A 21937-nucleotide genomic window follows, 5' to 3' on the forward strand; every position below is an offset into this window, starting at 1 on the left:
CCAGGAGACGAAGATGATCAGGATACTTCTTTGCGCGGCGGCTCTCGTATTTGCCTCCGCGGCTGCGGTTTCGGCGGATGATGACCACAGCGATGAAAAGGTAACGGTGGTCTACGACCAGCCACTGCCCAACGTGCCCGGTAAGAGCATGAAGGGCGTGCTCGTCGAATATGCGCCTGGCGGCACCTCGCCCGCTCACACGCATCCCAAATCCGCCTTCATTTATGCGACGGTTCTGGAAGGAGCGATAACCAGCAAGGTCAATGGCGGGCCGGTGACCGTCTACCATGTCGGCGAGAACTTTTCCGAGTTTCCCGGCGACCATCACGCCGTGAGCGAAAATGCAAGCAAGACGGAGCGCGCTCGCCTCCTTGCCGTGTTCGTGGTCGACACGAATGAAACCAATCTGACGACCTACGAAAAGTAAGCTCGAACGGGAAAGGCGGTTCTCGCCTGACATCAATGACGGAATGGCGCCCTCTGGCCGGCGCCATTCCGGTTCCGATTGCAATCAATACCGACATGCCCGGCCGTGCCCGCGAGCGCCGTCAGGAGGAAAACCATGCGCATCGAAAAACTCTATCCCATGACATCGGCCCGCCTGATGGTGATCGATGTCGCCGCTACACTGCAGGCCGCCGCCCTAACACTTTCCAATCCGGGCATTGGACTTGTCGTCGTCAGCGAGCGACACGGAAAGGCAGCCGGGGTACTCAGCAAATCCGATCTTATTCGCCATCTGGCTGACCGCGAGGCGAATGCAAGCGTCGAGGCGCTGATGAGCCGCAACATCATTTCCTGCAGCCCGGCAGATGAACTACAGGCGACATGGCAGGTCATGGTGGAAAACCGCATCCAGAACATGCCGGTCCTCGGCGCGGATGCAAAGCCTCTCGGCGTTCTCGATATCCGCGACGCCCTAAAGGTTCTCTTCGAGCAGGAGCAGTTGCAGGAACACATGCTGGCGAACTACGTCGCCGGCATCGGCTACTGACCTCCGAACACCGGGACGATCATCATGTTTCAGGCATATCTGGGTGAAATCGCCGCCGAACCGCTCGCATGGCTGATCATTCTAGGTTTGACCGGGATGGCCGTTTGGAAGCTCATCGGCCCATTGCGCTCCAATCTGCGGCTCGTGGTGCAGATCGTCTTTTTCACGGCCATGACCTCCGTCCTCGTTTTCGAAGATATTCCGCTCGGTCAATCCCAAGGCCTGCGGATCGGCGACGAGCGTGCCGTATTCATCGTCTTCGGCCAATTGTTGTGGTGGCTCCATCTCTCCTGGGCCGTCATCGGGTTCGTGCGTATCTATCTGGTTTTGGAAGGTAGGCCTCGCGAGGCCCGCCTGCTGCAGGATATTGTCGTCGGCGTCGTCTATATGTGCGTCACGCTCGCCGCCCTGGCTTTCGTTTTCGGCGCTCCTGTCGGAACGCTGATCGCGACGTCCGGCGTCATCGCCATTGCGCTTGGTCTTGCCCTTCAGAATACACTCGGCGACGTCTTCTCCGGTGTCGCCCTCAATCTCGGGCATACTTATGCGCTAGGCGACTGGATTCTCCTTGAGGACGGCACGGAAGGACGAGTTACCGCAAGCACCTGGCGTTCGACGCAAATTCTGACGGGCGCCAACAATATCGTCGTGCTGCCTAACAGTGTCCTTGCCAAGCTGAAGCTGACCAATGTCAGCCGGCCCGACGAAACGCATCTCCTGAAGATGACGGTACGGCTGGTCCCGACGCACGCACCCTCGATTGTCGAGGAGGCCATGTTGACGGTTCTGGCCGGCTGCAATTCGATCATGCGCGAGCCACCGCCACTGGTCTCGTTCAGCGGCCTCGATGCCACCGCGCTGGAAATCCGTCTGTTTTTCCGCGTGAGCAATCCACTGCTGAGAATAACGGCTCAGAACGAGGTGATCGATCGATTCTACCGTCATTGCCGATCGTCCGGGCTGCACCTTGCGATGCCACCCTCGGCGATCGCCATCGCGGACGGAACTTACTTGAAAGAAACACCTCGACCGCCTGAAGCGATGCTGCAGGAGGTTATCGATGAGAACCCGATCCTCTCCGGGCTGACGCAATCCGAAAGAGAAAAATTGGCTCAGTCTGGCATCGAGCGCGAATATCGCAAGGGTGACGTCATCGTCGCCCAGGGGCAGGCGCTACCTTGGATGATGATCATCCGCACCGGCGTCGTATCGATGCAGCACGACGAACAGGAAAAAAGACGCCTTTCCTCGGGCGACTTCTTTGGGGGAACCGGCCTTCTGGCGGGAATGGAGGAAGCCTACACGCTGCAAGCCCTGACGCGAGTCACTGCTTACGAGATCGACCAGAAAAGTTTTGCGCAGCTGATCGCCGAACGACCGGCAATAGCCGAGGAGATCGCGGCAATGCTGTCCTCGGGCTCTGGCGACATCCGCGATCTACGACTTGCAGAAGAGAAACACGAGCGGACTGCCACCGCTTTTCTGAAGTCGATCCGGACGATCTTCAGCAGCTGAATATGGAGGGCAAAGCGAGCCGCACGATCCCGGCATTGCCTCTTTGCGCCGCGCTTGGATCGGATATCTGCTGGCACTTGCTACGATCGAAAGCTGAATTGCCTCGCGAATCTTCGCCCTATCCTTCGGAACAGGTGTTTTTGTCGCAAGCTCCCGTATACCGTCTTTTGTGGAGAGGCCGTGGCGTAGTTTCGATTTAAGCGCACCATGGCGATCTCAAATGAAATGGGATCGGGTTGAGGCATGTCGAAGTCCGCCGGAGCTTCGGGGATGGGTAGTGGTGGGGGATCGGTAAGGTCACCCGATATTGATGCCGTACAGGCGGCAAAGGTCGTCGAGCGGATCACCGGCAATGGCTGGGCAACCGATGCGGGCGGCAATTTTATCTATGTGACGCCGGCCGCACTCGCCTTTTTCGGTCTCGCTTTGGAAGACCTCAACTCGCCACTGGACGACAATACTTTGGGCTGGAGCCGGGTCGTCCATCCGGAGGACTACGAAGGCGCGGCCGCCATGTGGCAGCGTTGCCTGCAGACTGGCGAACATTACAACGTGGAACATCGCATGCTGCGTGCGGACGGTATGTGGGGCTGGACGCGCAGCACCGGGCATCCGGTACGCAACGACGACGGTACCATTACCGGGTGGTATGGTACGGTGATCGATACCGATACCCCGTCGCCGCGGCGCGACCGTATTGTCGGCGTCGCCCGCGCGCTCAACAACACCACACCCGAAGCGTTCTTGTCGATGGACGCCGTTCACCCGCACGACCGACCCACCGTGGAGCAGGCAACTGCGCGGGCGTTCTTTCACGGCGTTCCTCAGGTCAGCAGCTACCGGCAGCTTCAAGCCGATGGGAACTACCGCTGGGTCGAGTTTCGGGTGGAACCCGAATACGGCATCAGCGTCGATGTGGATCCGGCGGTGGCAAGGCAGGATAAGCGGTGGACGACCGCGAGCTCTTTCGGTGAGACCGGTGAAGCGGTGCGGGCTGCGCTTGCCATCGAGAACCTCTATGGCGGCGCATGGGCGATGGACGCGTCCGGGCAGTTCACCTACGCAACGCCGACTGCGCAGACCTCTATAGCGATGACGCTCGAGGACCTGAACGAGCTGCTGGAGGGCAAACCATTCCTGGAAGGCGGCGAGCAGGGTTGGCAGCGAGGTACGCATCCGGAGGATCGCAAACGGGTCGGCGAGTCGTTGCGCCAGGCCCTGAGGACGGGTGAACACTGGAATGTCGAATATCGGGTATTACGCGCCAATGGAGCCTATGTCTGGCATCGCGCCGCGGCCCGGCCGACACGCGACAGTCAGGAACGCATCACAGGATGGTACGGTGCGACACTGGATATCGACGTCTACAAAAGAACGGAAGCGGCCCTACGCGAGCGTGAAAGGCAACTGCAACAACTTATTGACACCGTGCCCGCGCTGATCTGGAGCACAACGGCCGACGGAACGCCGACTTATGTCAACAAACCTTTTACCGAAGTGACGGGCGCTACTCTCAAGGATATCACAGCACCGGATGGGTCGCCTTCACTGAGCGTCGTACACCCGGATAGTCGGGAATTGGTGCGCCAGGCCGTCCGGCATTCATTCGCCACGGGCGCTCCGTATATCCAGAGATATCGTCAGCGCCGTGCCGATGGCAGTTATCGCTGGACGGAGACCCGGGCGGAACCCTTACGGGACGAGACCGGCATCATCCTCCAATGGTACGGCGTGAGTTCCGACATCCACGATCTGGTGATGGCCGAGGAGGCGGTGCGCGTGAGCGAACGGCATCTTCAACAGCTCGTCGAAACGCTGCCCGCATTGATTTATTGCGCCATGCCGGACGGCAAACCGATATATCGCAGTCAAAAACTTCGCGAATACCTCGGATTCAATCTCGAAGACAAGGATGAGGCAGGAAAGCCTCGGCTGGATGGCACACTCGAAGCCGTAATCCACCCCGATGACCTGCCGACCATCAAAGAACGATATGGCCATTCGCTATCGACCGGCGAACCCTATGCACAGAGGCATCGCCTGAGGCGGTTCGACGGCGTGTATCGCTGGGTGGAAACGCGCGCAGCGGCGATGCGCAACGGTGAGGGCACGATCGTGCAGTGGAATGGCATTTGCTTCGATATCGAGGATCAAGTGCGTGCGCAGGAGGAACTGCGCCTGGCCCAGGAGAACCTTGCGCGCGCAAGCCAGGCTGCCAGTCTTGCCGAGCTTTCGGCATCCATTGCCCACGAGGTCAATCAACCTCTGTCGGCGGTGATGAACTATTCGAGTGCCTGCCAGCGCTGGCTCAATGCTGAACCGCCGAATATCGAAAGGGCGCAGAAAACGCTGGATCGTATCGTCCATAGCGCGAACTCTGCTGCCGACGTCGTCGGCCGCATCCGTGCCCTGTTCAAGCAAACCCCTGCCAAGAGGGATTGCGTGGCGCTTGGCGGCGTCGTGTTCGAGGCCCGCGATCTGCTTGCCGAAGAGGCATCGCGGCGCCGCATCCGCATTGATGTCGAGGGCGAAAGCGGCATTAGGCTCGTCCCGTTCGATCGGGTCCAGATCCAGCAGGTCCTGGTCAATCTCATGCGCAATGGCATGGACGCCATGGCTTCCGTTCCGAAAGACAGGATCCTTCAGGTTCGGGCCCATCGAATGGGCGACATGGCTCGCATCGAGGTTAGCGACCGGGGACGCGGCATCCAGTTCCCCGACAAGATATTCGAGCCTTTCTTCACGACAAAAGATCAGGGAATGGGCATGGGGCTCGCGATCTCGCGCTCGATCGTCGAGGCACATGGGGGGCAGCTTTGGGCGGAAGGGAACGAACCGCGAGGCACCAAGTTCATATTCACGCTACCGGCGGATGGAGGTGCAGGTTCATGATCGCGGGTTGTCGGATATGTCGGAAACTAACTCGCACCGGCCAGGAGGAAGCATAACATGAGCAAGCCCGTGGTGGCGGTTGTCGATGACGATCCAAGGGTTCTTGCATCACTGGAAGAATTGCTGGAGTCGGCCGGATATTTGATCCGCAGCTTCTCTTCCGCAGAATTGCTGCTCGCCCGCGGGCTTGCGGGCGTCGATGTGTTGATCACCGATATCGGCATGCCTGGGGTCGATGGGTTTGAGCTTCGCGACCTTGCCAGGCGGGAGAACCCGCAACTTCCCGTATTCCTGATCACCGGGCGGCATGAGATAGCCGATCAGGACCGAGCCCGTGGCGCCGGCGGTTTTCTGCGAAAACCCTTTGACGGACATGCTCTGCTTGCGGCCGTTCGTGATGCGCTAGGCAAGCGGCAAGACTGAGCGCCCCTGAGTTTCCATCGCTTTTCCTGGTCACGAGATCACGGCTGTTTCATCGCAGACGTGGCCGGTTCGATTGGCCAAGCATCGGCTTGGAGCGCCTGTATTGATGAACCAGCGATTCACCGCTCGTCCAGGACCTATCCTCAAGATATCAGCGTCTCCATCCTCAATAATGGCGGGGCCATAACTTAATCCTCGTTCTCGTAAACGAACGGGAGAACCTACCTGTTCTTGGGTGTAGCCCTCCCTCTCCCTCGGCCCAATCGACCGCCAAAAAGCGCGCCAATACACTCCGTCGCATGGTTCGTGCCCCGCACGTTCCAATCCCGCAGAACAGGAGCGCGTTATGACGCAGGCAGAAGCAAATCCCCCCATGATGGGTCAGCAGGAGACAAAAATGAATATCGAGAACACTTCACGCTCCGGCAGGCCGGCAACTGAAGAACTGGTTCCGTCGCGTTATGCGGTGAACATTGGCGAGATCGAAGTGTTGGTAATCAGCGATGGCGTGCTGCCCCTTCCGACCAAGATGTTGGGCCACAATGCCGATGCGGCAGAACGTGCCACCTGGCTGGACAGTATGTTCCTGCCGCAGGAAGCTTTCGACTGGGCGCTGAACGCGGTTGTTGTGCGTAGCGGCGCACAGGTTATCCTGATCGACGCCGGTCTGGGGCTGGATCCGGAATTGAACCTCCCGCGGGCCGGCCAGCTGGTCAAGCGATTGGAGAGCGCCGGCATCGATCTCGGATCGGTGACCGACGTGGTGCTGACCCATATGCACATGGACCACGTCGGCGGGCTGATCGTCGATGGCGTGAAGGAGCGGCTACGTCCCGACCTGCGGATTCACGTTGCCGCAGCCGAGGTTAAATTCTGGGAAGCGCCTGATTTCACGCGTGTAAACATGCCTCCCGGTTTCCCGGATGCGCTTCGGGCGGCGGCCAAACGGTTCGCCGAGGAATACCACAACCAGCTGCGCCTTTTCGACGAGGAACAAGAGGTGGCTCCGGGCGTCGTCGTCTCCCGCACCGGTGGCCATACGCCCGGACATAGCGTGGTCCGCGTCGCTTCCGGAAAAGACCGGCTGATGTTTGCAGGCGACGCCGTCTTTGCGGTCGGCTTCGAGCATCCCGGCTGGTTCAATGGTTTTGAGCATGACCCCGAGGAAGCTGCCCGCGTTCGGGTTCGGCTTTTGCGGGAGCTGGCGGCGACAGGCGAACTGCTGGTCGCCACCCACATGCCGTTCCCTTCGGTCGGGCATGTCGCAGTCGACGGCGACGCCTTCCGTTGGGTTCCGGTTTTCTGGGACTACTGACGATCTATAGGCGACTGCATGCGGTCTGACATTCAGAAGATCGCATGCAGTTTTTTCGCGGCAATTTCGCGTCAGCGGATTTCTGCTCGCGCGATCGACAATACTAGCGCTAAAGCCCCAGAAAAGGTGATGACATGACTGCGACGGAAATGCGCATAGTCGCCGGTATTTCGGTTCCTCACAACCGGCTCATAGACCGCGCGATAGAGCACGCGCACCATGCCTACGAGCCCTATCTCTTCAATCATGTCATGCGTTCCTGGCTTTTTGCGGTAAAGCTCGCTGAGCTGCAGAACATAGCCCATGACGCCGAAGTGCTTGCCATCGGCGCGCTGCTGCATGACATAACCCTCAACGATCGATTTGCGGGGCCTCGCCGCTTCGAAGTGGAAGCAGCCGACCTTGCCCGAGATTTCGCGACGGAAGCGGGGCTCAACGGACGGCGCGCCCAGTTGATCTGGGACAGCGTTGCGCTCAATTCGACGCCGTCGATCGGGCTCTACAAGGAGGCTGAAGTGGCCCTTTGTACTACCGGCATTTGTTTTGATGTGGTCGGTCTGAAATATAGCTTCATCCCATCATCTGACGTGCGGGCGATCGTTGCCGAATTCCCGCGGCTCGGAATGAAGCGAGAAATGACCTCGTGTTTCTGCCATATCGCGAAAACGCAGCCGGAAACCACCTATGACAATTTCGTGCGGGACTTCGGCGAGCGTTTCGTTCCGGGCTATACGGTTCCTTCCTCGGTCGATCTCGTTGCCGCCGCTCCCTTCGACGAATGATGGGCATACTTTACGGCCTGGTGCAGAACGGTACCTCGCCCATCTGGGACGGCGACGAAGAACCAGGCAGGATATCGGTTGTCACCCACCCAAGTTACAGGTCGGCGAGGGTTCTGGCCTCGCCGGCCATGTAATCGCAAAATAGTCTTACACGTGCCGGAACAGTCCGCCCATAAGCATGCAGTATATTAAGGGGGAGCTTCGGAAGTGCGATTTCCGGCGCGAGATCGACGAGCGTGCCGGCTCGCACGTCGTCTGCGACGAGGCATCGCAGAAGAAAGGCCGCGCCAAGCCCGCTCAATGCAGCCTGGATCAGGGCCGAGCCCGTGTCGCAATCGACCCGTCCCCTCGGAATGAACGTCGTGCCGTCCGCAAGCCTGACAGGTTGTACGGCACCATCCATGGTGTAGCGCGCAAAAGGTAAACCTGGGAGGTCATCCACTGATCTTAGACGTCCGGTTAATTCAAGAAGAGCCGGGGAGGCGACGATCGCCATCGGTAGATCCGCCAGGCGGCGGACGATCAGATCCTCCTGCATTGGCGAGCCGGCGCGCAGGACGACGTCATAGTCCTCACGAACTAGATTGACGAAACGATCGGTCAGCCCGATATCGAGCTGGAGGTCCGGATAATCCTTCGCAAACGTACCGAACAGGCGGGGGAGTAGCAGCGGTGCAAGCTCGCCGGGCATGCTGATCCGCAGCCTGCCGGAGGGAGCCGCTTCTGGCCGGATGGCTTCATCGCTCGCATCGAGTTCGCGCAGCAGCGGAGCGACGCGCTCGAAAAATGCCTGCCCGTCCTGCGTCAGGGTCAGCGCTCGAGTCGAGCGCAGGAAAAGCCGTGTACCGATCTTCTTCTCCAGCCGTGCCACGCTTTTCGAAACCGCCGATGGTGTCGTGCTGAGATCGCGCGCCGCCGCCGTGAACGATCCCGCTTCCACGGTCCTCACGAACGCCATCAAACCTGACGTTTCATCCAGCAGGTTCGGCATTTACATCTCCATGGCACAGATCATGTGCCCGACAGGGGGCTAATAGCTCGCACCGCTAGCATTTATCTCATCCTCGAAAGAAAAGGAGATAAACAAAATGCAGCATCTTGCAGACAAGGTCGCCGTAATCACAGGCGGCAATAGCGGTATCGGTAAGGCAACCGCCCGACTGTTCGCAGAGGAAGGCGCTCAGGTCGTTATCACCGGCCGGCGTCAGGACATCGTTGATCGGGCGGTTAGCGAGATCGGCCATGGCGCACTTGGCCTCGTCGGCGACGTCGCCGATCCGGAGCATCATCAAAAGCTTGCGGACGTGGTGAAGACGCGCTTTGGCGGGCTGGACATCTATCTGGCTAATGCCGGCGTCATCAACCTTACCGCCTCTGACACCGTTACACTGGAGGACTACGACCGGCACTTTGCCACCAATACCCGCGGTGTTTTCCTTGGCGTGCAGGCGATCGCCCCGCTGATCCGGGTCGGCGGCAACATCATCGTTACGAGCTCGCTCGCCGCCACCAAGGTCCTGCCAAATCACATCGTTTATGCCGGCTCCAAAGCGGCTGTTGCCGCGTTCGCGAAGAACTGGGCGATCGAGTTCAAGCCGCGGAAGATCCGCGTCAATATCCTCAGCCCCGGACCGGTGGAAACCGCCATCCTCGGCAAGCTGGGCGTTTCGGAGGCCGATCGCCCGGCGTTCGAGGACTACATGGCATCCCTTATCCCTGCTGGGCGGATGGGGCGTCCGGAGGAAGTCGCCCGCGCGGCCCTGTTTCTTGCTTCGGCAGCGGGAAGCTTCGTCAACGGTGTCGAATTGCATGTCGATGGCGGCATGACGCTGGCCTAAAGGATCGAAGCAGCCAACCCCTACGGGTTGGCTGCTTCGGACGAATATACTTCGTCAGTTTGGACGCTGGATTCCTTCATAGTAATCGCCGCTATCGATGGCCTTCTCATCCAGGAGACGGCCGTACGCGGGAGCTGTGTGCGACACCGAACCGGTATAGTCCCGGCTAACCGGCGGGCGGGACTGTTGCCTGACGGTATTCTTCTGGGCACCTTCGTAATAATCTCCCTCTGCATAGGTAACGCTGGCAGAGCCTGCTGCGGCAATCAGTACGAGAGCGAAAGCGGTCTTGATGTTTGTCATGGTTGATCTCCTTCAGAGTTGTCCGAGGTGCTGGGTTGCGACCTCACCTGCGGAATGTTTCGGTGGATTGCATGAACTGCGGGACGGAGTTAGTTGATGTCTTCGTCGCCCGGTTTTCGGTTGTCGCGAGACGTGCGAGGACGAATTACGTCTGGTTTTCCAGAGTTATAAGCGACTGCAGCGGTCGTGAGCGCCGACCGTCCAGAAGGTTCACGATGCTCCTTTCCGAAATCGACCGGCGTTCCGACGAGAGCCGACGAAACAAGCAGTCCGGACAGAGCGTAGAGAGTGGCTTCTCTCAGCATGTCATTCTCCTTATGGGTTTACATTCGTATTCCAGTGACGGGGTCCATTCCTGATCATGATGTTACATCGGTAATAGAAGTAACGTCTGATCACTTTCTGAAATAAATAGCATAGACGCCTTCACGAAAGGTATATCATTGACTTAAACAATCGCTACTGGGTCACTAACGTTTCTTGATCATTGCTTCTCCTTAACTTTGACTGTCGATTTTCAAAGAATATCGCAAAGGAGACGCTGAAGACATTTCAGAGTTGCTCGGAATGTTGAGGGATTGCGGTCTATAGGGCCGCCCGCCGCCATTCGCCGGGGGTCAGGCCCGTATGGCGCTTGAAGGCCACACAGAAGGCGGTGAGGGTCCCGTAGCCCAGCACGCCTGCGATATCCGTGATCTGCATCATGGGATCCCGCAGCATGGCCATGGCCTGTTCCATCCGCCTCTGGCGCAACCATTCGTAGGGTGTCATGCCGGTGCTTTTCTTAAACGCGCGGCAGAAGTGAAAGCGGGAAAGGTTGGCCGCTTCGGCGAGCGCGCCGAGCGAAAGATCCTCCTCCTTTTCAGACGACAGCCGCTCGAGCGACATCCGCAAAATCCCCGGCGCCAGGCCGCCCGAGGCTTTTTCTAACGCCTCGCAAACGCCGGCATGGGTTTTCACCAGATGGATGGCGATCAGGCTTGCAAGCTGCTGGCGATAGAGCCCGTCCAGGCTGCTGATACCATTGGACGACTGATGCGCCATCGTAAGCAGGGTCGCCATCACGTTGTCCTGTTGCGCTGTACTCTCGACCAACGATCGACCTTCCCCGGGGCATTCCCGGGCAACCCGATCCAGGAGATCCGGGGAGAGATAGAGTTGCACGATGTCCATCGGGCCGTGAATATCCCAACGTGACGTCGATCCTGCCGGGATGAAGGTTATGCTGCCTTGGCGTCCCATACCTGTCGCATATGCCTTCCCGGACCGGCGCTCCAGCCGCTGCATAGCGCCGAGATAGGTCATGATCACGTGATCCGACATGGGGTGCACGACGTCGTGGAACGGGTTGTGTTTCCATCGGGCGAGCCGGGTATCAAAGGGATCGTCGATACGAAAGGATTCCACCGGGGCAGTGCGCAGGACGCGCTCCATTTCGCGGTCCGGTGACACATGTCCCTCCTGCGGTCTGGCATTTGCCATCACATCAGGAGGAAGCGCCTGAAATTTGAGAGGAGCCATGCTTCAATCCCTCCAGCGAACTCGTCGTCGAGAACGTGAAAGGAAGATAGAATGCAGCTACCGCTGACGATATTGGCCACTGGAGTATGCCGATCTGTTCCGGCGAATGGACAGTCCTTAGCAAATGCCGTGCTTAACGCCGACTATCTGAGGAAACATCCTGTGCTCAGGGATAGCGTTCACAATCAAAGCATTTGCTGGCGCCAATATCGGCATTGGCCGCGTCAGCTCGGGAATTATAATGTCACTCTTTCAACTGGAGTCGCTGCCCGCTTGCTTTTGAAAATGTCATAAAAGAACCGGGAAGCGGCGCTGGCGGCGGATAGCACCGCTTCCCAGCCGACTACCGCTCGATGAAGGCGAGCAGGTCGGCGTTGATGATTTCGGCATGCGTCGTGCACATCCCGTGCGGCAGGTTGGGATAGATCTTAAGGGTGGAGTCCTTTAGAAGCTTGGCCGAGAGCGGCGCGGAGTCGGCGATCGGCACGATCTGGTCGTCATCGCCATGCATCACAAGCGTCGGCACGGTGATCTTTTTGAGATCTTCGGTGAAATCCGTTTCCGAAAACGCCCTGATGCCGAGATATTGCGCGTTGGCACCACCCATCATCGACTGGCGCCACCAGTTCTGGACGATCGTTTCGATCTTTTTGGTGCCTTCCCGATTGAAGCCATAGAAGGGACCGCTTGCGAGATCATGGTAAAATTGTCCGCGGTTTGCGGCAAGTTGTGAGCGCAGGCCGTCGAAGACTTCGATCGGCAATCCGCCGGGATTTGCCTTGGTCTTGACCATGATCGGCGGCACGGCGCCGATCAGTACCAGCTTTGCGACGCGTCCGTCAGGCTGGCCGTGCCTGGCGACATAGCGCGTGGCCTCACCGCCACCGGTCGAGTGCCCGATATGAATGGCGTTGCGAAGATCGAGGTGCTTGGCGACTGCAGCAAAATCGGCCGCATAATGATCCATATCGTGGCCGTCGCTGACCTGGCTCGAGCGGCCGTGGCCCCGCCGGTCGTGAGCGATCACGCGATATCCCTTACCGAGGAAGAAAAGCATCTGGGTGTCCCAGTCGTCGGCGGAAAGCGGCCAGCCATGATGAAAGACGAGCGGCTGAGCGGTCTTTGGGCCCCAGTCCTTGTAGAAGATCTCGACGCCATCGGGAGTGGTTACGTAGTTCATGTCACTGCTTTCCTTGTCGGTCTGACGGCTTTTGGAGGCGGTGCTCTTGGCTGCGGCGCCGGCGGGCATTGCCGCCAGAACCGAAGCGGAAAGACCGGCAATCAGCACGTTGCGCCGGAACGCTTGCGGTGGCGCGAGAAGATGTTCGCTTGTATTCGATGAGTCTGGGAAAGAGTTTCCGATCATGATTTTCTCCGTGTTTAATGCATCCACGAGAGAGGTTTTACCCAATTGCGAAAACCCATGACCTTTCAGAATTGCGCTGCGTGTAGCGGAGTTGCTGTCCTTTTCACGGCGCGGCTCCAGAAGGTTTTGAACTCTCTTCGGGCGACGTGACGCATCCCAAGCCAAGGCCAGTTGATGCCTCTTCTCGATGATGTCCCGGGGCGGCCGATATGGACGGACGACGTGCTCTCGTGCTTGATCCTCAACCGGCCGACGTTCAGAATCGCGATCGTGCTATCCCGGTTCTGCGACGGTCTCGGAAGATCTTACCGTTCGTGGCATCCTATCTTGCGACCTATCCTCTCGACCGCTATACTGTTTTTGAAAAACAGTATAACATCGGAGTCGCGCTTATGAAGTCTATCGACCTCATGTATCAGACGATGCTCGCCGAGCTAGGTCAGCGCTCGCTCGACGCCGCTTGGACGGCCGATTTCCCTCCGGAGGGTCGGTTCACCCCGGCGAACATCAAGGGGCGCAAATACTGGTACTTCGACATTCCAGATGGACATGGTGGTACGAAACGTCGTTACGTCGGTTCTGCTGATGATCCGGATATCGCGCAGCGCGTAGCTGATCATAAGCGGGACAAGGACGATCTACGCGCTCGCAGGCGTTTGGTAAATACCCTGACCCGCGAAGGCGGGATGGTCGCCCCTGACGCCATGTCGGGCGACATCGTTGAGGCTCTTGCCGATGGCGGTCTCTTCCGGCTCCGGGGTATTCTCATCGGCACGGTGGCCTTTCAGTGCTATTCAGGACTGCTGGGCGTCCGCCTTCCTATGGCTGCGATTCTGACCGGCGATGCGGACATCGCCCAGGACTATGCCATCAGTCAGGAGGTTGAAGACAGTCTGCCTCCGATCGTTGAGCTGTTGCAGGGCGTCGACGCCAGCTTCCGGCCAATTCCACATCGATCGGGATCCGCGGCCTCGTCGGCGTTTCAGAATGCCGACGGCTACAGGGTTGAATTCCTGACGTCGAACCGCGGTTCGGATGACTACGTCGACCAGCCGGCGAAGATGCCCGCCCTTGGTGGCGCCAGCGCGGATCCATTACGCTTTCTCGACTTCCTCATAAGGGAACCCGTCAGGACAATGCTGCTCCACCGAAGCGGCGTCCCAGTCGTCGTCCCCGATCCGTCCCGGTATGCGGTCCACAAGCTCATAGTCGCTAGCCGCCGACACACTGACGGGCAGGGCCCGGCGAAGCGAGAGAAGGACGTTCGTCAAGCTGCGCTGCTCCTTGAGGCTCTGCAGCAGACAAGGCGATCTGCCGACTTGGCGCTCGTCTACAACGAAGCATGGGAGCGCGGGCCTGCGTGGCAAGAAGCTATTCGAACCGGGGCGGGAATGCTGCTTCCACAAGATGCCGAGCGGCTCCGCACCGTCCTGATCGAGGGCGCGAAAAAGAACCGCGAAGAAATTGAACTTCCGTTTGGAGAGTAGGCTGTCTTCCACCTCGAAAGCCAAGCAGTTGATTTAATTCGAAAGTGGCGAAGACAAATATGGCGTCGAGAGTTCATATCCACTCAATAGCACCGACTTCCACTGATCGACCGCCCCAAGCATACTTCATCTGGTATTGTTGATAGCACACATCATATCCTGCATCCGCCTTACGATGTCGTCCAGCACTGCAATGCGCTGCCCGCCTGATGGACGGATGGCGAAATAGGAGACTTCGATCTTCGGCTCGAACGGAATGGCGATGATGTCGGCGCTGGCGGACCGAAGGCTGGTGTGATCGACGATGCCGACACCCATTCCCGATGCCGCGAAATAGCAGCAGTTCAGCATCGAGGTTTCCATCGTGCTGATCGGTTGATGGTCTTCATTCGAAAAGGCGCGGTCCAGCGCCAGCCTGAGCGGCGAATTGCGGCCCGGGATCAGGACGCGCTCGTCCAGAAGGTCGGCGGGCGTGATAACCTTGCGAGACGCCAGCCGGTGGCCGGGCGCCATGGCGGCGACCGCATGCGAACCGTGCAGCAGGACGGCATTCTTGTCGGCCATGCGCGGCGAGCTGAAGACGAAGCCGAGATCATAGCGGTTTTTCTCGACCATGTCCCAGATATGGCGGCTGTTTTCGACATCGATCACCAGTGGGATGTCCAAACGTTTGCCGACAACATCGATGATCGCCTGATGCAGGTAGGGCCGGACCAGTGAGGTGACGCTGGCGATCCTCAGCACGATGTTCTTGTGCCGGCGGATATCGTCGGCGGCCTGGGCGATCTGGTCGAGGCCGAGATAAAGCCGCTCGACCTCCCGGAAGAGCTGCGTCGCCTCGGCTGTCGGCATCAACCGGGTTCCGACCCGTTCGAACAGCCTGATCTCAACGATTTCCTCCAAGTCGCGGATGAGGCGGCTGACGGCAGGCTGAGTGACGTTCATCGCCTCGGCGGCGGCGGTAATGCCGCCCGTCATCATCACGCTTCTGAAGGCTTCGACCTGCCGTGGTTTCAATCGCATGCGCTTGGCTCTCCCATAACATTAGGACATGAACGGAATACCAAATGCAATTTTTCTTTTCTGGCCCGAGGCTTTAATGCCATCTCTAATCCGCTGGGAGAGCGCGGATTTCGGAAACCCCGGAGGAGCTCCATCATGAAATTCCTTACGATCGCAGCCGCACTGGCAGCGTCAGTTTTTGCCGCACCGCTCGCAGCCCATGCGAAGGATCTCACCGTTGGTCTGGCCGCCTCGACCACATCTATGGATCCGCAGTTCTATGTCGTCGGCCCGAACAGCGCCATGGCGCGCAACATCTTCGACGGTCTCGTCAATCAGGATGCCAAGCAGCAGATTCAGCCGGCACTCGCCGCGTCTTGGAAGACGATCGACGATACGACCTGGGAGTTCAAGCTGCGGCCGAACGTCAAGTTTCACGACGGCAGCGACTTCACGGCTGACGACGTCGTAGCCAGCATCAAACGCGTGCCGCTCGCCTCGAAGAACAGTCCAAGCTCGTTCGCAGCCTATGTGAAGGCGATCACCGATGTCACCGCCGTCGATCCGCTCACGGTGCGCATCAAAACGGATGGTCCGACGCCGCTCCTTCTGAACAACCTCAGCCGCATTGCCATCCTGCCGGCCGAGATGGAAAAGACGACCACCGAAGACATGAACTCGGGCAAGGGCGTCATCGGCACCGGTCCGTTCAAGTTCGTCTCCTGGACGCCGGACGATAACGTTGTCGTCGCGCGCAACGACGGTTACTGGGGCGAGAAGGCTGCCTGGGACAAGGTGACGTTCCGGGTGTTCAAGAACAGCAGCGCCCGTGTCGCCGCCATGCTTTCCGGCGATGTCGACATGATCGAGAGCATTCCGACTGCCGACACGCGCAAGCTCCAGGCGTCCGACAAGCTGAAGGTCGTCAACGTTGCGGGCAACCGCATCATGTATCTGCACATGGATCAGGGCCGCGAGGAATCGCCCTTCACCAAGGGTCCGGACGGCAAGAACCCGCTGCTGAAGCTGGAAGTACGTCGCGCGCTTTCTCTCTCGATCAACCGTGAGGCGCTCGTCGACCGCATCATGGACGGCCAGGGCGTGCCGGCCGGGCAGGTCGTTCCGGAAGGTTATTTCGGTTATGACCCGGCCATCAAGGTCGATGCCTACGACCCGAACAAGGCTAAGGAAATGCTGGCCAAGGCGGGTTATCCAGACGGTTTCTCGTTGACCTTCCACGCATCGAACGACCGTTATCCGAACGACTCCAAGGTGGCGCAGGCGATTGGCCAGTTCTTCAGCCGCATCGGCATCAAGACGGAGGTCGTGACGCTGCCGGGCAGCGTCTACTTCACCCGCGCTTCCAATCTGGAGTTCAGCTTCATCATGGGCGGTGCCGCTGTCGAAACCGGCGAAGCCTCCGGCGTGCTTGGCCCCATCCTCGAGACTTATGGTGAGAAGGCAGGGCAGGGCAATCGCGGCCGCTACTCCAATCCGGAGTTCGACAAGGCGCTGAGCGAAGCCCGTGGTACGCTCGATGATGCCAAGCGTGAGGCGCTCCTGAAGAAGGCGACCGAGATCGCCATGACCGATCTCGGTGTCATCCCGGTCTTTTACCTCGCCAACACCTGGGCTCTCAAGAACGGCCTTTCCTATGAAGGCCGGTCGGATGCCTACACGCTTCCCTACTATGTGAAGCCGAACTGATCCGGAAAGCGGTGATCCGTCATGTCTTTCAGCGGTGTTTTCCCCTACCTTGTTTCGCCGATCGACCAGTCGGGCGCGGTCATGGAAGGCGTGCTGACGGATCTCGTGGATCACCTGATCGACGCCGGCGTCCATGGATTGACGCCGCTCGGCAGCACCGGTGAATTTGCCTATCTCTCCCAAGAGCAGCGGCGTCACGTCGTCGACACCGTAATCTCGGCCAATCGTGGCCGGGTGCCCGTTGTCGCCGGCGTGGCGTCTACGTCGACCAGCGATGCCGTTGCTCAGACGGAATACATGGTCGAGGCGGGAGCCGACGGCATATTGGCTATTCTTGAGGCCTATTTCCCGGTCAGCGATGAGGGCGTCGAAGCCTATTTCACGGCGATCGCCAGGGCGGCCAGGGGGCGGCCGGTCGTTCTCTACACCAATCCGCAGTTCCAGCGTTCCGATCTCACTCTCCCCGTGATCGAGCGTCTGAGCCATGTCGAGAACATCCGCTACATCAAGGATGCCTCGACCAATACCGGGCGGCTGCTCTCCATCATCGAGCGGACCCGCGGCCGGATGGAGGTGTTCGCCGCCTCCGCGCATATTCCGGTCTGCGTGATGATGATCGGCGGGGTCGGCTGGATGGCAGGTCCGGCCTGCATCGTGCCGCGCCAGAGCATTTCCCTTTACGAAGCGGCGAAGGCGGGCGACTGGGCAAAGGCGATGGAACTGCAGCGTCCGCTTTGGCGCGTCAACGAGATCTTCGCGAAATATTCGATCGCCGCCTGCATCAAGACGGCGCTCGAGCTTCAGGGCTTTCCGGTCGGCGCGCCGATGGCGCCGCAGGCGCCGCTCGCAGACGCGGCTCGTGCCGAGATCGGTGCGGTTCTGCGTGATGTCGGCGCGCTCTGAGCGCCGGCATTCAACCGACAATTCAAGGGCAAATTCGAAATGATACCAATTCCGATCATCGTGGATTGCGATCCGGGGATAGACGACACGATCGCGCTTCTGACTGCTTTCGTTTCGCCGGAACTCGACATCCTCGGCATCACGCCCGTCTGCGGCAACCAGCCGCTCGAACGCACGGTGCGCAATGCCCTGCAGATCTGCGAACTGGGCCGGAGAACGGATATTCCGGTCTATGCCGGCTGCTTCCGGCCGATGCTGCGCGAGCCGATCTATGGCCAGTTCCATGGCAAGACCGGGCTGGGCAATACGGTGCTGCCGGAACCGGTGAAGACGGTCGAGCCCAAGTCCGCAGTCGATTTCCTGATCGACACCTTGACCGCCGCAGCTCTGGAAAAAAAACCAATCACCGTCTGTTGCCTCGGTCCGATGACCAATCTCGCTGTGGCGCTGCGGATGAACCCGCAGGTCGCCGAGGGCATCGAGCGTATCGTGATGATGGGTGGCGCCTATCGCGAGCCCGGCAACCGGACGATGACCGCGGAATTCAACGTGCTGGCCGATCCGCATGCCGCGCATGTCGTGTTTTCAAGCGGCATCCCGATCGTCGCACTGGCACTCGATGCGACGCATCAGGTCATGCTGAAGCCGGAGCACGTCGCGGAGTTTTCGAATGTCAGCGGCCGCATTTCGCAGACGCTTGCCGAACTCATGGCTTTCTGGGATCGCAACGACGTGCGCCGCTACGGTTCGCGCGGCGGGCCTCTCCATGATCCACTGGTGATCGCGTACCTTCTGGCGCCGCATCTCTTTACGACCGAGCGCGCCCGGGTGTTCGTCGAGCACGAGAGCGAACTTTGCATGGGCCAGACCGTCGCCGACTGGTACGGAAAGAGCGGCCTCGAACCCAATGCGGATATCGTGACCAAGGTGGATGCGGAGGGCATTATCGCCTTCTTCCTCGATCGCCTTTCGCGTTACGCCGAAAAGGTCGTCGCATGAGCCGCCAACGGGTCATCATCGATGCGGACCCTGGCTTGGATGACGCGGCGGCCATCCTCATGGCTCTGGCATCGCCGGAGCTCGACGTGCTCGGCCTGTCGATCGTCGCTGGAAATGTCCCTTTGCAGGATACGGTGGCGAACGCCTGCAAGATCGTCGGCGTCTCAGGCCGCACCGATGTGCCCGTCTACGCGGGCGCGGCCGGACCGCTGGTCCGGGAGCAGGTGTTCGGAAAATATGCGAGGATCGGCGCGTTCAGCGATGACCTCGTCGCACGCAGCGGCATTGAGCCGTCGGAAGAACATGCTGTGCGGTTCATCGTGAGGTCGGCGCGCGAAGCAGCCAGGGCCGGTGAGCCGGTGACCATCTGCGCCATCGGGCCGATGACCAATCTTGCGCTTGCCCTCATCCAGCACCCTGATGTGGCGCGCGGCATACGGCAGATCGTGTCGATGGGCGGCGCCTTCACTGCGCTCGGCCATCGCACCCCCTGGGCCGAGTTCAACGTGCTTGCGGACCCGCACGCGGCAGAGATCGTCTATCGTTCCGGCGTCCCGATCGTGGTGATGCCGCTCGACATGACCTTCCAGGCACTGTTCACGGCGGAACACTTCAAGAGCTTTAGCGCTCGCGGCGGGGCCGCGGGCGGCGCGCTCTACAATCTCTTCTCGACCTTCGATCGCAGCGACGTGGCGCGCTTCGGACGGCCGGGCGGGCCGATCCACGACGCGACGACGATCGCGTGGCTGATCAGGCCGGAGCTTTTCACCAGCCGCAAAGCAACCGTCGGCACGCAGGTCACCGGGCTCACGATGGGCTATACCTATGCCGACTTCTACCAAAAGATGGACCGCACCCCAAACGCCACCGTGGTGACCGATGTGGACGAGGCGGGGTTCATCAATCTGTTGATCGAGCGCATTTCGCTTTACGGAAGCGCTGCGCCCGGTCCCAAAACGCCGGGAGGCTGAAATCTATGAGCGGTTATCTCTTAAGCCGGTCGATCCAGACGGTTCTGACGCTATTCGTGATGTCGGTTCTGGTTTTCGTGGGCCTTTATCTCGTCGGCAATCCGGTCGATGTGCTCTTGAGCTCCACGGCGACGCCGACCGAACGCCTGCAGGTCATCCAGGCCTTCGGGCTCGATAGGCCTGTGTGGGAGCAATATTGGTTGTTCCTCACCCGCGCCTTGTCTGGCGACCTCGGCAATTCCTTCGTCTTTAACCAGCCGGCGCTGACGCTGATCCTCAAACGCATGCCGGCGACACTTGAACTTGCCTTCGTGGCGCTCGTCCTCGGTCTCGTCTTCGGAATTCCGCTCGGCGTCTACGCGGGCCTGAAGCCGAAGAGCCTAATCTCGAAGTCGGTGATGACCTTCTCGATCCTCGGCTTCAGCCTGCCGACCTTCTGGATCGGCCTGGTGATGGTCATGCTGTTCAGCGTCCAGCTGGGATGGCTGCCGGCATCCGGGCGAGGTGATACAGTGCCGGTTTTCGGCGTGCCCATCAGCCTCTTCACGCTGGATGGCCTGTCTCATCTTCTTTTGCCGGCGCTGAACCTGGCGCTGTTCAAGATTTCCCTCATCATCCGTCTCACGCGGGCGGGTGTGCTCGAAACAATGCAGCTCGATTTCGTTCGTTTCGCGCGTGCCAAGGGCCTGCCGGAAAGCCGGATCGTCACCGTACATGTGCTGAAGAACACGCTCATTCCGCTGATCACGGTCATCGGCCTCGAACTCGGTTCGCTGATCGCGTTCGCGGTCGTCACCGAAACGATCTTCGCCTGGCCGGGAATGGGCAAGCTCATCATCGACGCCATCGCCGTTCTCGATCGCCCGCTAATCCTCGCATACCTGATGATCACCGTCGTGATGTTCAGCGTCATCAACCTCCTCGTCGATATCCTCTACTCGATCGTCGACCCGCGCGTTCGTCTTGAAGGGAATTCGTGATGAGCCAGGACACCAATGCTGCCGGTTCAGTCCATGTCCGCAACGCCGACGGTCAGGCACGCCGCTCGCGCTCGCCGTTCCGTCAGATGATTGTCGCCCTCCTGCACGACAAGCTGGCGCTTGTCGGCATCTTTCTGGTGCTGGTCTTCATTCTGGCTGCCGTTCTTGCGCCCCTGATCGCGCCGCAGAACCCGTATGATCTGTCGCAGCTTGACATCCTCGACGGGCGGCTGCCTCCCGGCTCGCAGAGCATGAACGGGATGGTATACCTGATCGGCACCGACGACCAGGGCCGTGACCTCCTGAGCGCCATCCTTTACGGGCTGAGGACCAGTATCCTGGTCGGTATATCGAGTGCGGCGATCGCATTGGTGATCGGCGCCTCCCTCGGTCTCGTCAGCGCCTATGCCGGGGGCCGGCTGGATTCGTTCCTGATGCGCGTCGTCGACATCCAGCTCAGCTTCCCGGCGATCCTGATCGCGCTGATCTTCCTCGCCGTCCTGGGGCAAGGGGTCGACAAGATCATCCTGGCGCTGATCGTCACCCAATGGGCCTATTACGCCCGCACGATTCGAGGCTCGGCACTGGTGGAGCGCAAACGCGCCTACGTGGATGCGGCCCGGTCCATGGCACTTCCCGGCCGGCACATCCTCTTCAGGCACATCCTGCCGAACTGCCTGCCGCCACTGATCGTCGTCGCGACCATGCGCGTCGCCTATGCGATCATGCTGGAGGCGACGCTTTCTTTCCTTGGCATCGGCCTGCCGGTGACCGAGCCGTCGCTCGGCCTGCTGATCTCGAACGGGTTCGAATACCTGCTCTCAGGCGACTACTGGATCAGCTTCTTCCCCGGTCTGGTCCTTCTGTTGCTCATCGTCGGCATCAACCTGATCGGTGATAGCCTGCGCGACATTCTTAATCCCCGGCGGGAAGGCTGAG

The 21937-nt window shown here is 59.8% G+C and carries 19 protein-coding genes and 3 pseudogenes; 17 read left to right on the forward strand and 5 right to left on the reverse strand.

What is annotated here, in order from left to right; genetic code table 11:
• The first annotated feature begins 13 nt into the window (after window positions 1-13).
• From AC1DLT_RS22705 to AC1DLT_RS22740, 8 genes and pseudogenes are all read left to right on the forward strand, one after another.
• Window positions 14-427 carry a cupin domain-containing protein gene (locus tag AC1DLT_RS22705; protein WP_477488252.1) on the forward strand — a complete coding sequence of 138 codons (414 nt, stop codon included), beginning with the start codon at window positions 14-16 and terminating at the stop codon, window positions 425-427.
• 135 nt (window positions 428-562) lie between these two features.
• Entirely contained in the window at window positions 563-994 is a 432-nt protein-coding gene (locus tag AC1DLT_RS22710; RefSeq protein ID WP_247136560.1) for a CBS domain-containing protein, read from the forward strand.
• Between the two features lie 24 nt (window positions 995-1018).
• Complete coding sequence (locus tag AC1DLT_RS22715; protein ID WP_477488253.1) at window positions 1019-2509, forward strand: mechanosensitive ion channel family protein; 1491 nt, start codon at window positions 1019-1021, stop codon at window positions 2507-2509.
• 270 nt (window positions 2510-2779) lie between these two features.
• Window positions 2780-3343: pseudogene (locus AC1DLT_RS22720) on the forward strand (PAS domain-containing protein); the annotation flags it as partial.
• A 339-nt stretch (window positions 3344-3682) separates the two neighbouring features.
• Window positions 3683-5401, forward strand: a pseudogene (locus AC1DLT_RS22725) (PAS domain-containing protein); the annotation flags it as partial.
• 57 nt (window positions 5402-5458) lie between these two features.
• On the forward strand, window positions 5459-5824 hold the full coding sequence (locus AC1DLT_RS22730) for a response regulator transcription factor (protein ID WP_040124136.1): 366 nt from the start codon (window positions 5459-5461) through the stop codon (window positions 5822-5824).
• Window positions 5825-6221: 397 nt separating this feature from the next.
• Window positions 6222-7139: an MBL fold metallo-hydrolase gene (locus tag AC1DLT_RS22735; protein WP_437179070.1), complete on the forward strand. Its 918-nt coding sequence runs from the start codon at window positions 6222-6224 to the stop codon at window positions 7137-7139.
• Between the two features lie 134 nt (window positions 7140-7273).
• Window positions 7274-7921, forward strand: a complete 648-nt coding sequence (locus AC1DLT_RS22740; RefSeq protein WP_477488254.1) for an HD domain-containing protein — start codon at window positions 7274-7276, stop codon at window positions 7919-7921.
• A gap of 94 nt (window positions 7922-8015) precedes the next feature.
• On the opposite strand, the gene AC1DLT_RS22745 is transcribed toward AC1DLT_RS22740, so the two are convergent.
• Window positions 8016-8912, reverse strand: coding sequence for a LysR family transcriptional regulator (locus tag AC1DLT_RS22745; protein ID WP_477488255.1), 897 nt, complete (start codon window positions 8910-8912; stop codon window positions 8016-8018).
• 97 nt (window positions 8913-9009) lie between these two features.
• Here AC1DLT_RS22745 and AC1DLT_RS22750 point away from each other — a divergent pair, with 97 nt between their 5' ends.
• Window positions 9010-9759 carry an SDR family NAD(P)-dependent oxidoreductase gene (locus tag AC1DLT_RS22750; RefSeq protein ID WP_477488256.1) on the forward strand — a complete coding sequence of 250 codons (750 nt, stop codon included), beginning with the start codon at window positions 9010-9012 and terminating at the stop codon, window positions 9757-9759.
• A 54-nt stretch (window positions 9760-9813) separates the two neighbouring features.
• On the opposite strand, the gene AC1DLT_RS22755 is transcribed toward AC1DLT_RS22750, so the two are convergent.
• From AC1DLT_RS22755 to AC1DLT_RS22765, 3 genes are all read right to left on the reverse strand, one after another.
• Entirely contained in the window at window positions 9814-10062 is a 249-nt protein-coding gene (locus tag AC1DLT_RS22755; protein WP_040124144.1) for a hypothetical protein, read from the reverse strand.
• A gap of 585 nt (window positions 10063-10647) precedes the next feature.
• A complete protein-coding gene (locus tag AC1DLT_RS22760; RefSeq protein WP_477488257.1) occupies window positions 10648-11583 on the reverse strand; it encodes an AraC family transcriptional regulator in 936 nt (311 codons plus the stop codon).
• Between the two features lie 343 nt (window positions 11584-11926).
• Window positions 11927-12763: an alpha/beta fold hydrolase gene (locus AC1DLT_RS22765; protein ID WP_247136590.1), complete on the reverse strand. Its 837-nt coding sequence runs from the start codon at window positions 12761-12763 to the stop codon at window positions 11927-11929.
• Between the two features lie 392 nt (window positions 12764-13155).
• Here AC1DLT_RS22765 and AC1DLT_RS22770 point away from each other — a divergent pair.
• Window positions 13156-13281, forward strand: a pseudogene (locus AC1DLT_RS22770) (IS5/IS1182 family transposase); the annotation flags it as partial.
• A 60-nt stretch (window positions 13282-13341) separates the two neighbouring features.
• On the forward strand, window positions 13342-14436 hold the full coding sequence (locus AC1DLT_RS22775; RefSeq protein WP_477488288.1) for a nucleotidyltransferase family protein: 1095 nt from the start codon (window positions 13342-13344) through the stop codon (window positions 14434-14436).
• A gap of 126 nt (window positions 14437-14562) precedes the next feature.
• Here the strand turns inward: AC1DLT_RS22775 and AC1DLT_RS22780 are convergent, their stop codons facing one another.
• Window positions 14563-15459, reverse strand: a complete 897-nt coding sequence (locus AC1DLT_RS22780; RefSeq protein WP_040124146.1) for a LysR family transcriptional regulator — start codon at window positions 15457-15459, stop codon at window positions 14563-14565.
• A 135-nt stretch (window positions 15460-15594) separates the two neighbouring features.
• Here AC1DLT_RS22780 and AC1DLT_RS22785 point away from each other — a divergent pair, with 135 nt between their 5' ends.
• The 6 genes from AC1DLT_RS22785 to AC1DLT_RS22810 are packed head-to-tail and all read left to right on the forward strand — an operon-like array spanning window position 15595 to window position 21936.
• Window positions 15595-17145: an ABC transporter substrate-binding protein gene (locus AC1DLT_RS22785; protein WP_477488258.1), complete on the forward strand. Its 1551-nt coding sequence runs from the start codon at window positions 15595-15597 to the stop codon at window positions 17143-17145.
• Window positions 17146-17166: 21 nt separating this feature from the next.
• The gene (locus AC1DLT_RS22790; RefSeq protein ID WP_477488259.1) at window positions 17167-18048 is read left to right on the forward strand and encodes a dihydrodipicolinate synthase family protein; all 882 of its coding nucleotides are present in this window, start codon (window positions 17167-17169) and stop codon (window positions 18046-18048) included.
• A gap of 39 nt (window positions 18049-18087) precedes the next feature.
• Window positions 18088-19047: a nucleoside hydrolase gene (locus AC1DLT_RS22795; RefSeq protein WP_477488260.1), complete on the forward strand. Its 960-nt coding sequence runs from the start codon at window positions 18088-18090 to the stop codon at window positions 19045-19047.
• Window positions 19044-20018, forward strand: coding sequence for a nucleoside hydrolase (locus AC1DLT_RS22800; protein WP_477488261.1), 975 nt, complete (start codon window positions 19044-19046; stop codon window positions 20016-20018). Before AC1DLT_RS22795 ends, AC1DLT_RS22800 begins: the two co-directional genes overlap by 4 nt.
• 5 nt (window positions 20019-20023) lie before the next feature.
• Window positions 20024-20998, forward strand: coding sequence for an ABC transporter permease (locus AC1DLT_RS22805; RefSeq protein WP_477488262.1), 975 nt, complete (start codon window positions 20024-20026; stop codon window positions 20996-20998).
• On the forward strand, window positions 20998-21936 hold the full coding sequence (locus tag AC1DLT_RS22810) for an ABC transporter permease (RefSeq protein ID WP_477488263.1): 939 nt from the start codon (window positions 20998-21000) through the stop codon (window positions 21934-21936). The genes AC1DLT_RS22805 and AC1DLT_RS22810 overlap by 1 nt, the downstream gene beginning before the upstream one ends.
• Window position 21937: the final 1 nt, after the last annotated feature.

This window comes from Neorhizobium sp. 05N33 (assembly GCF_056397445.1).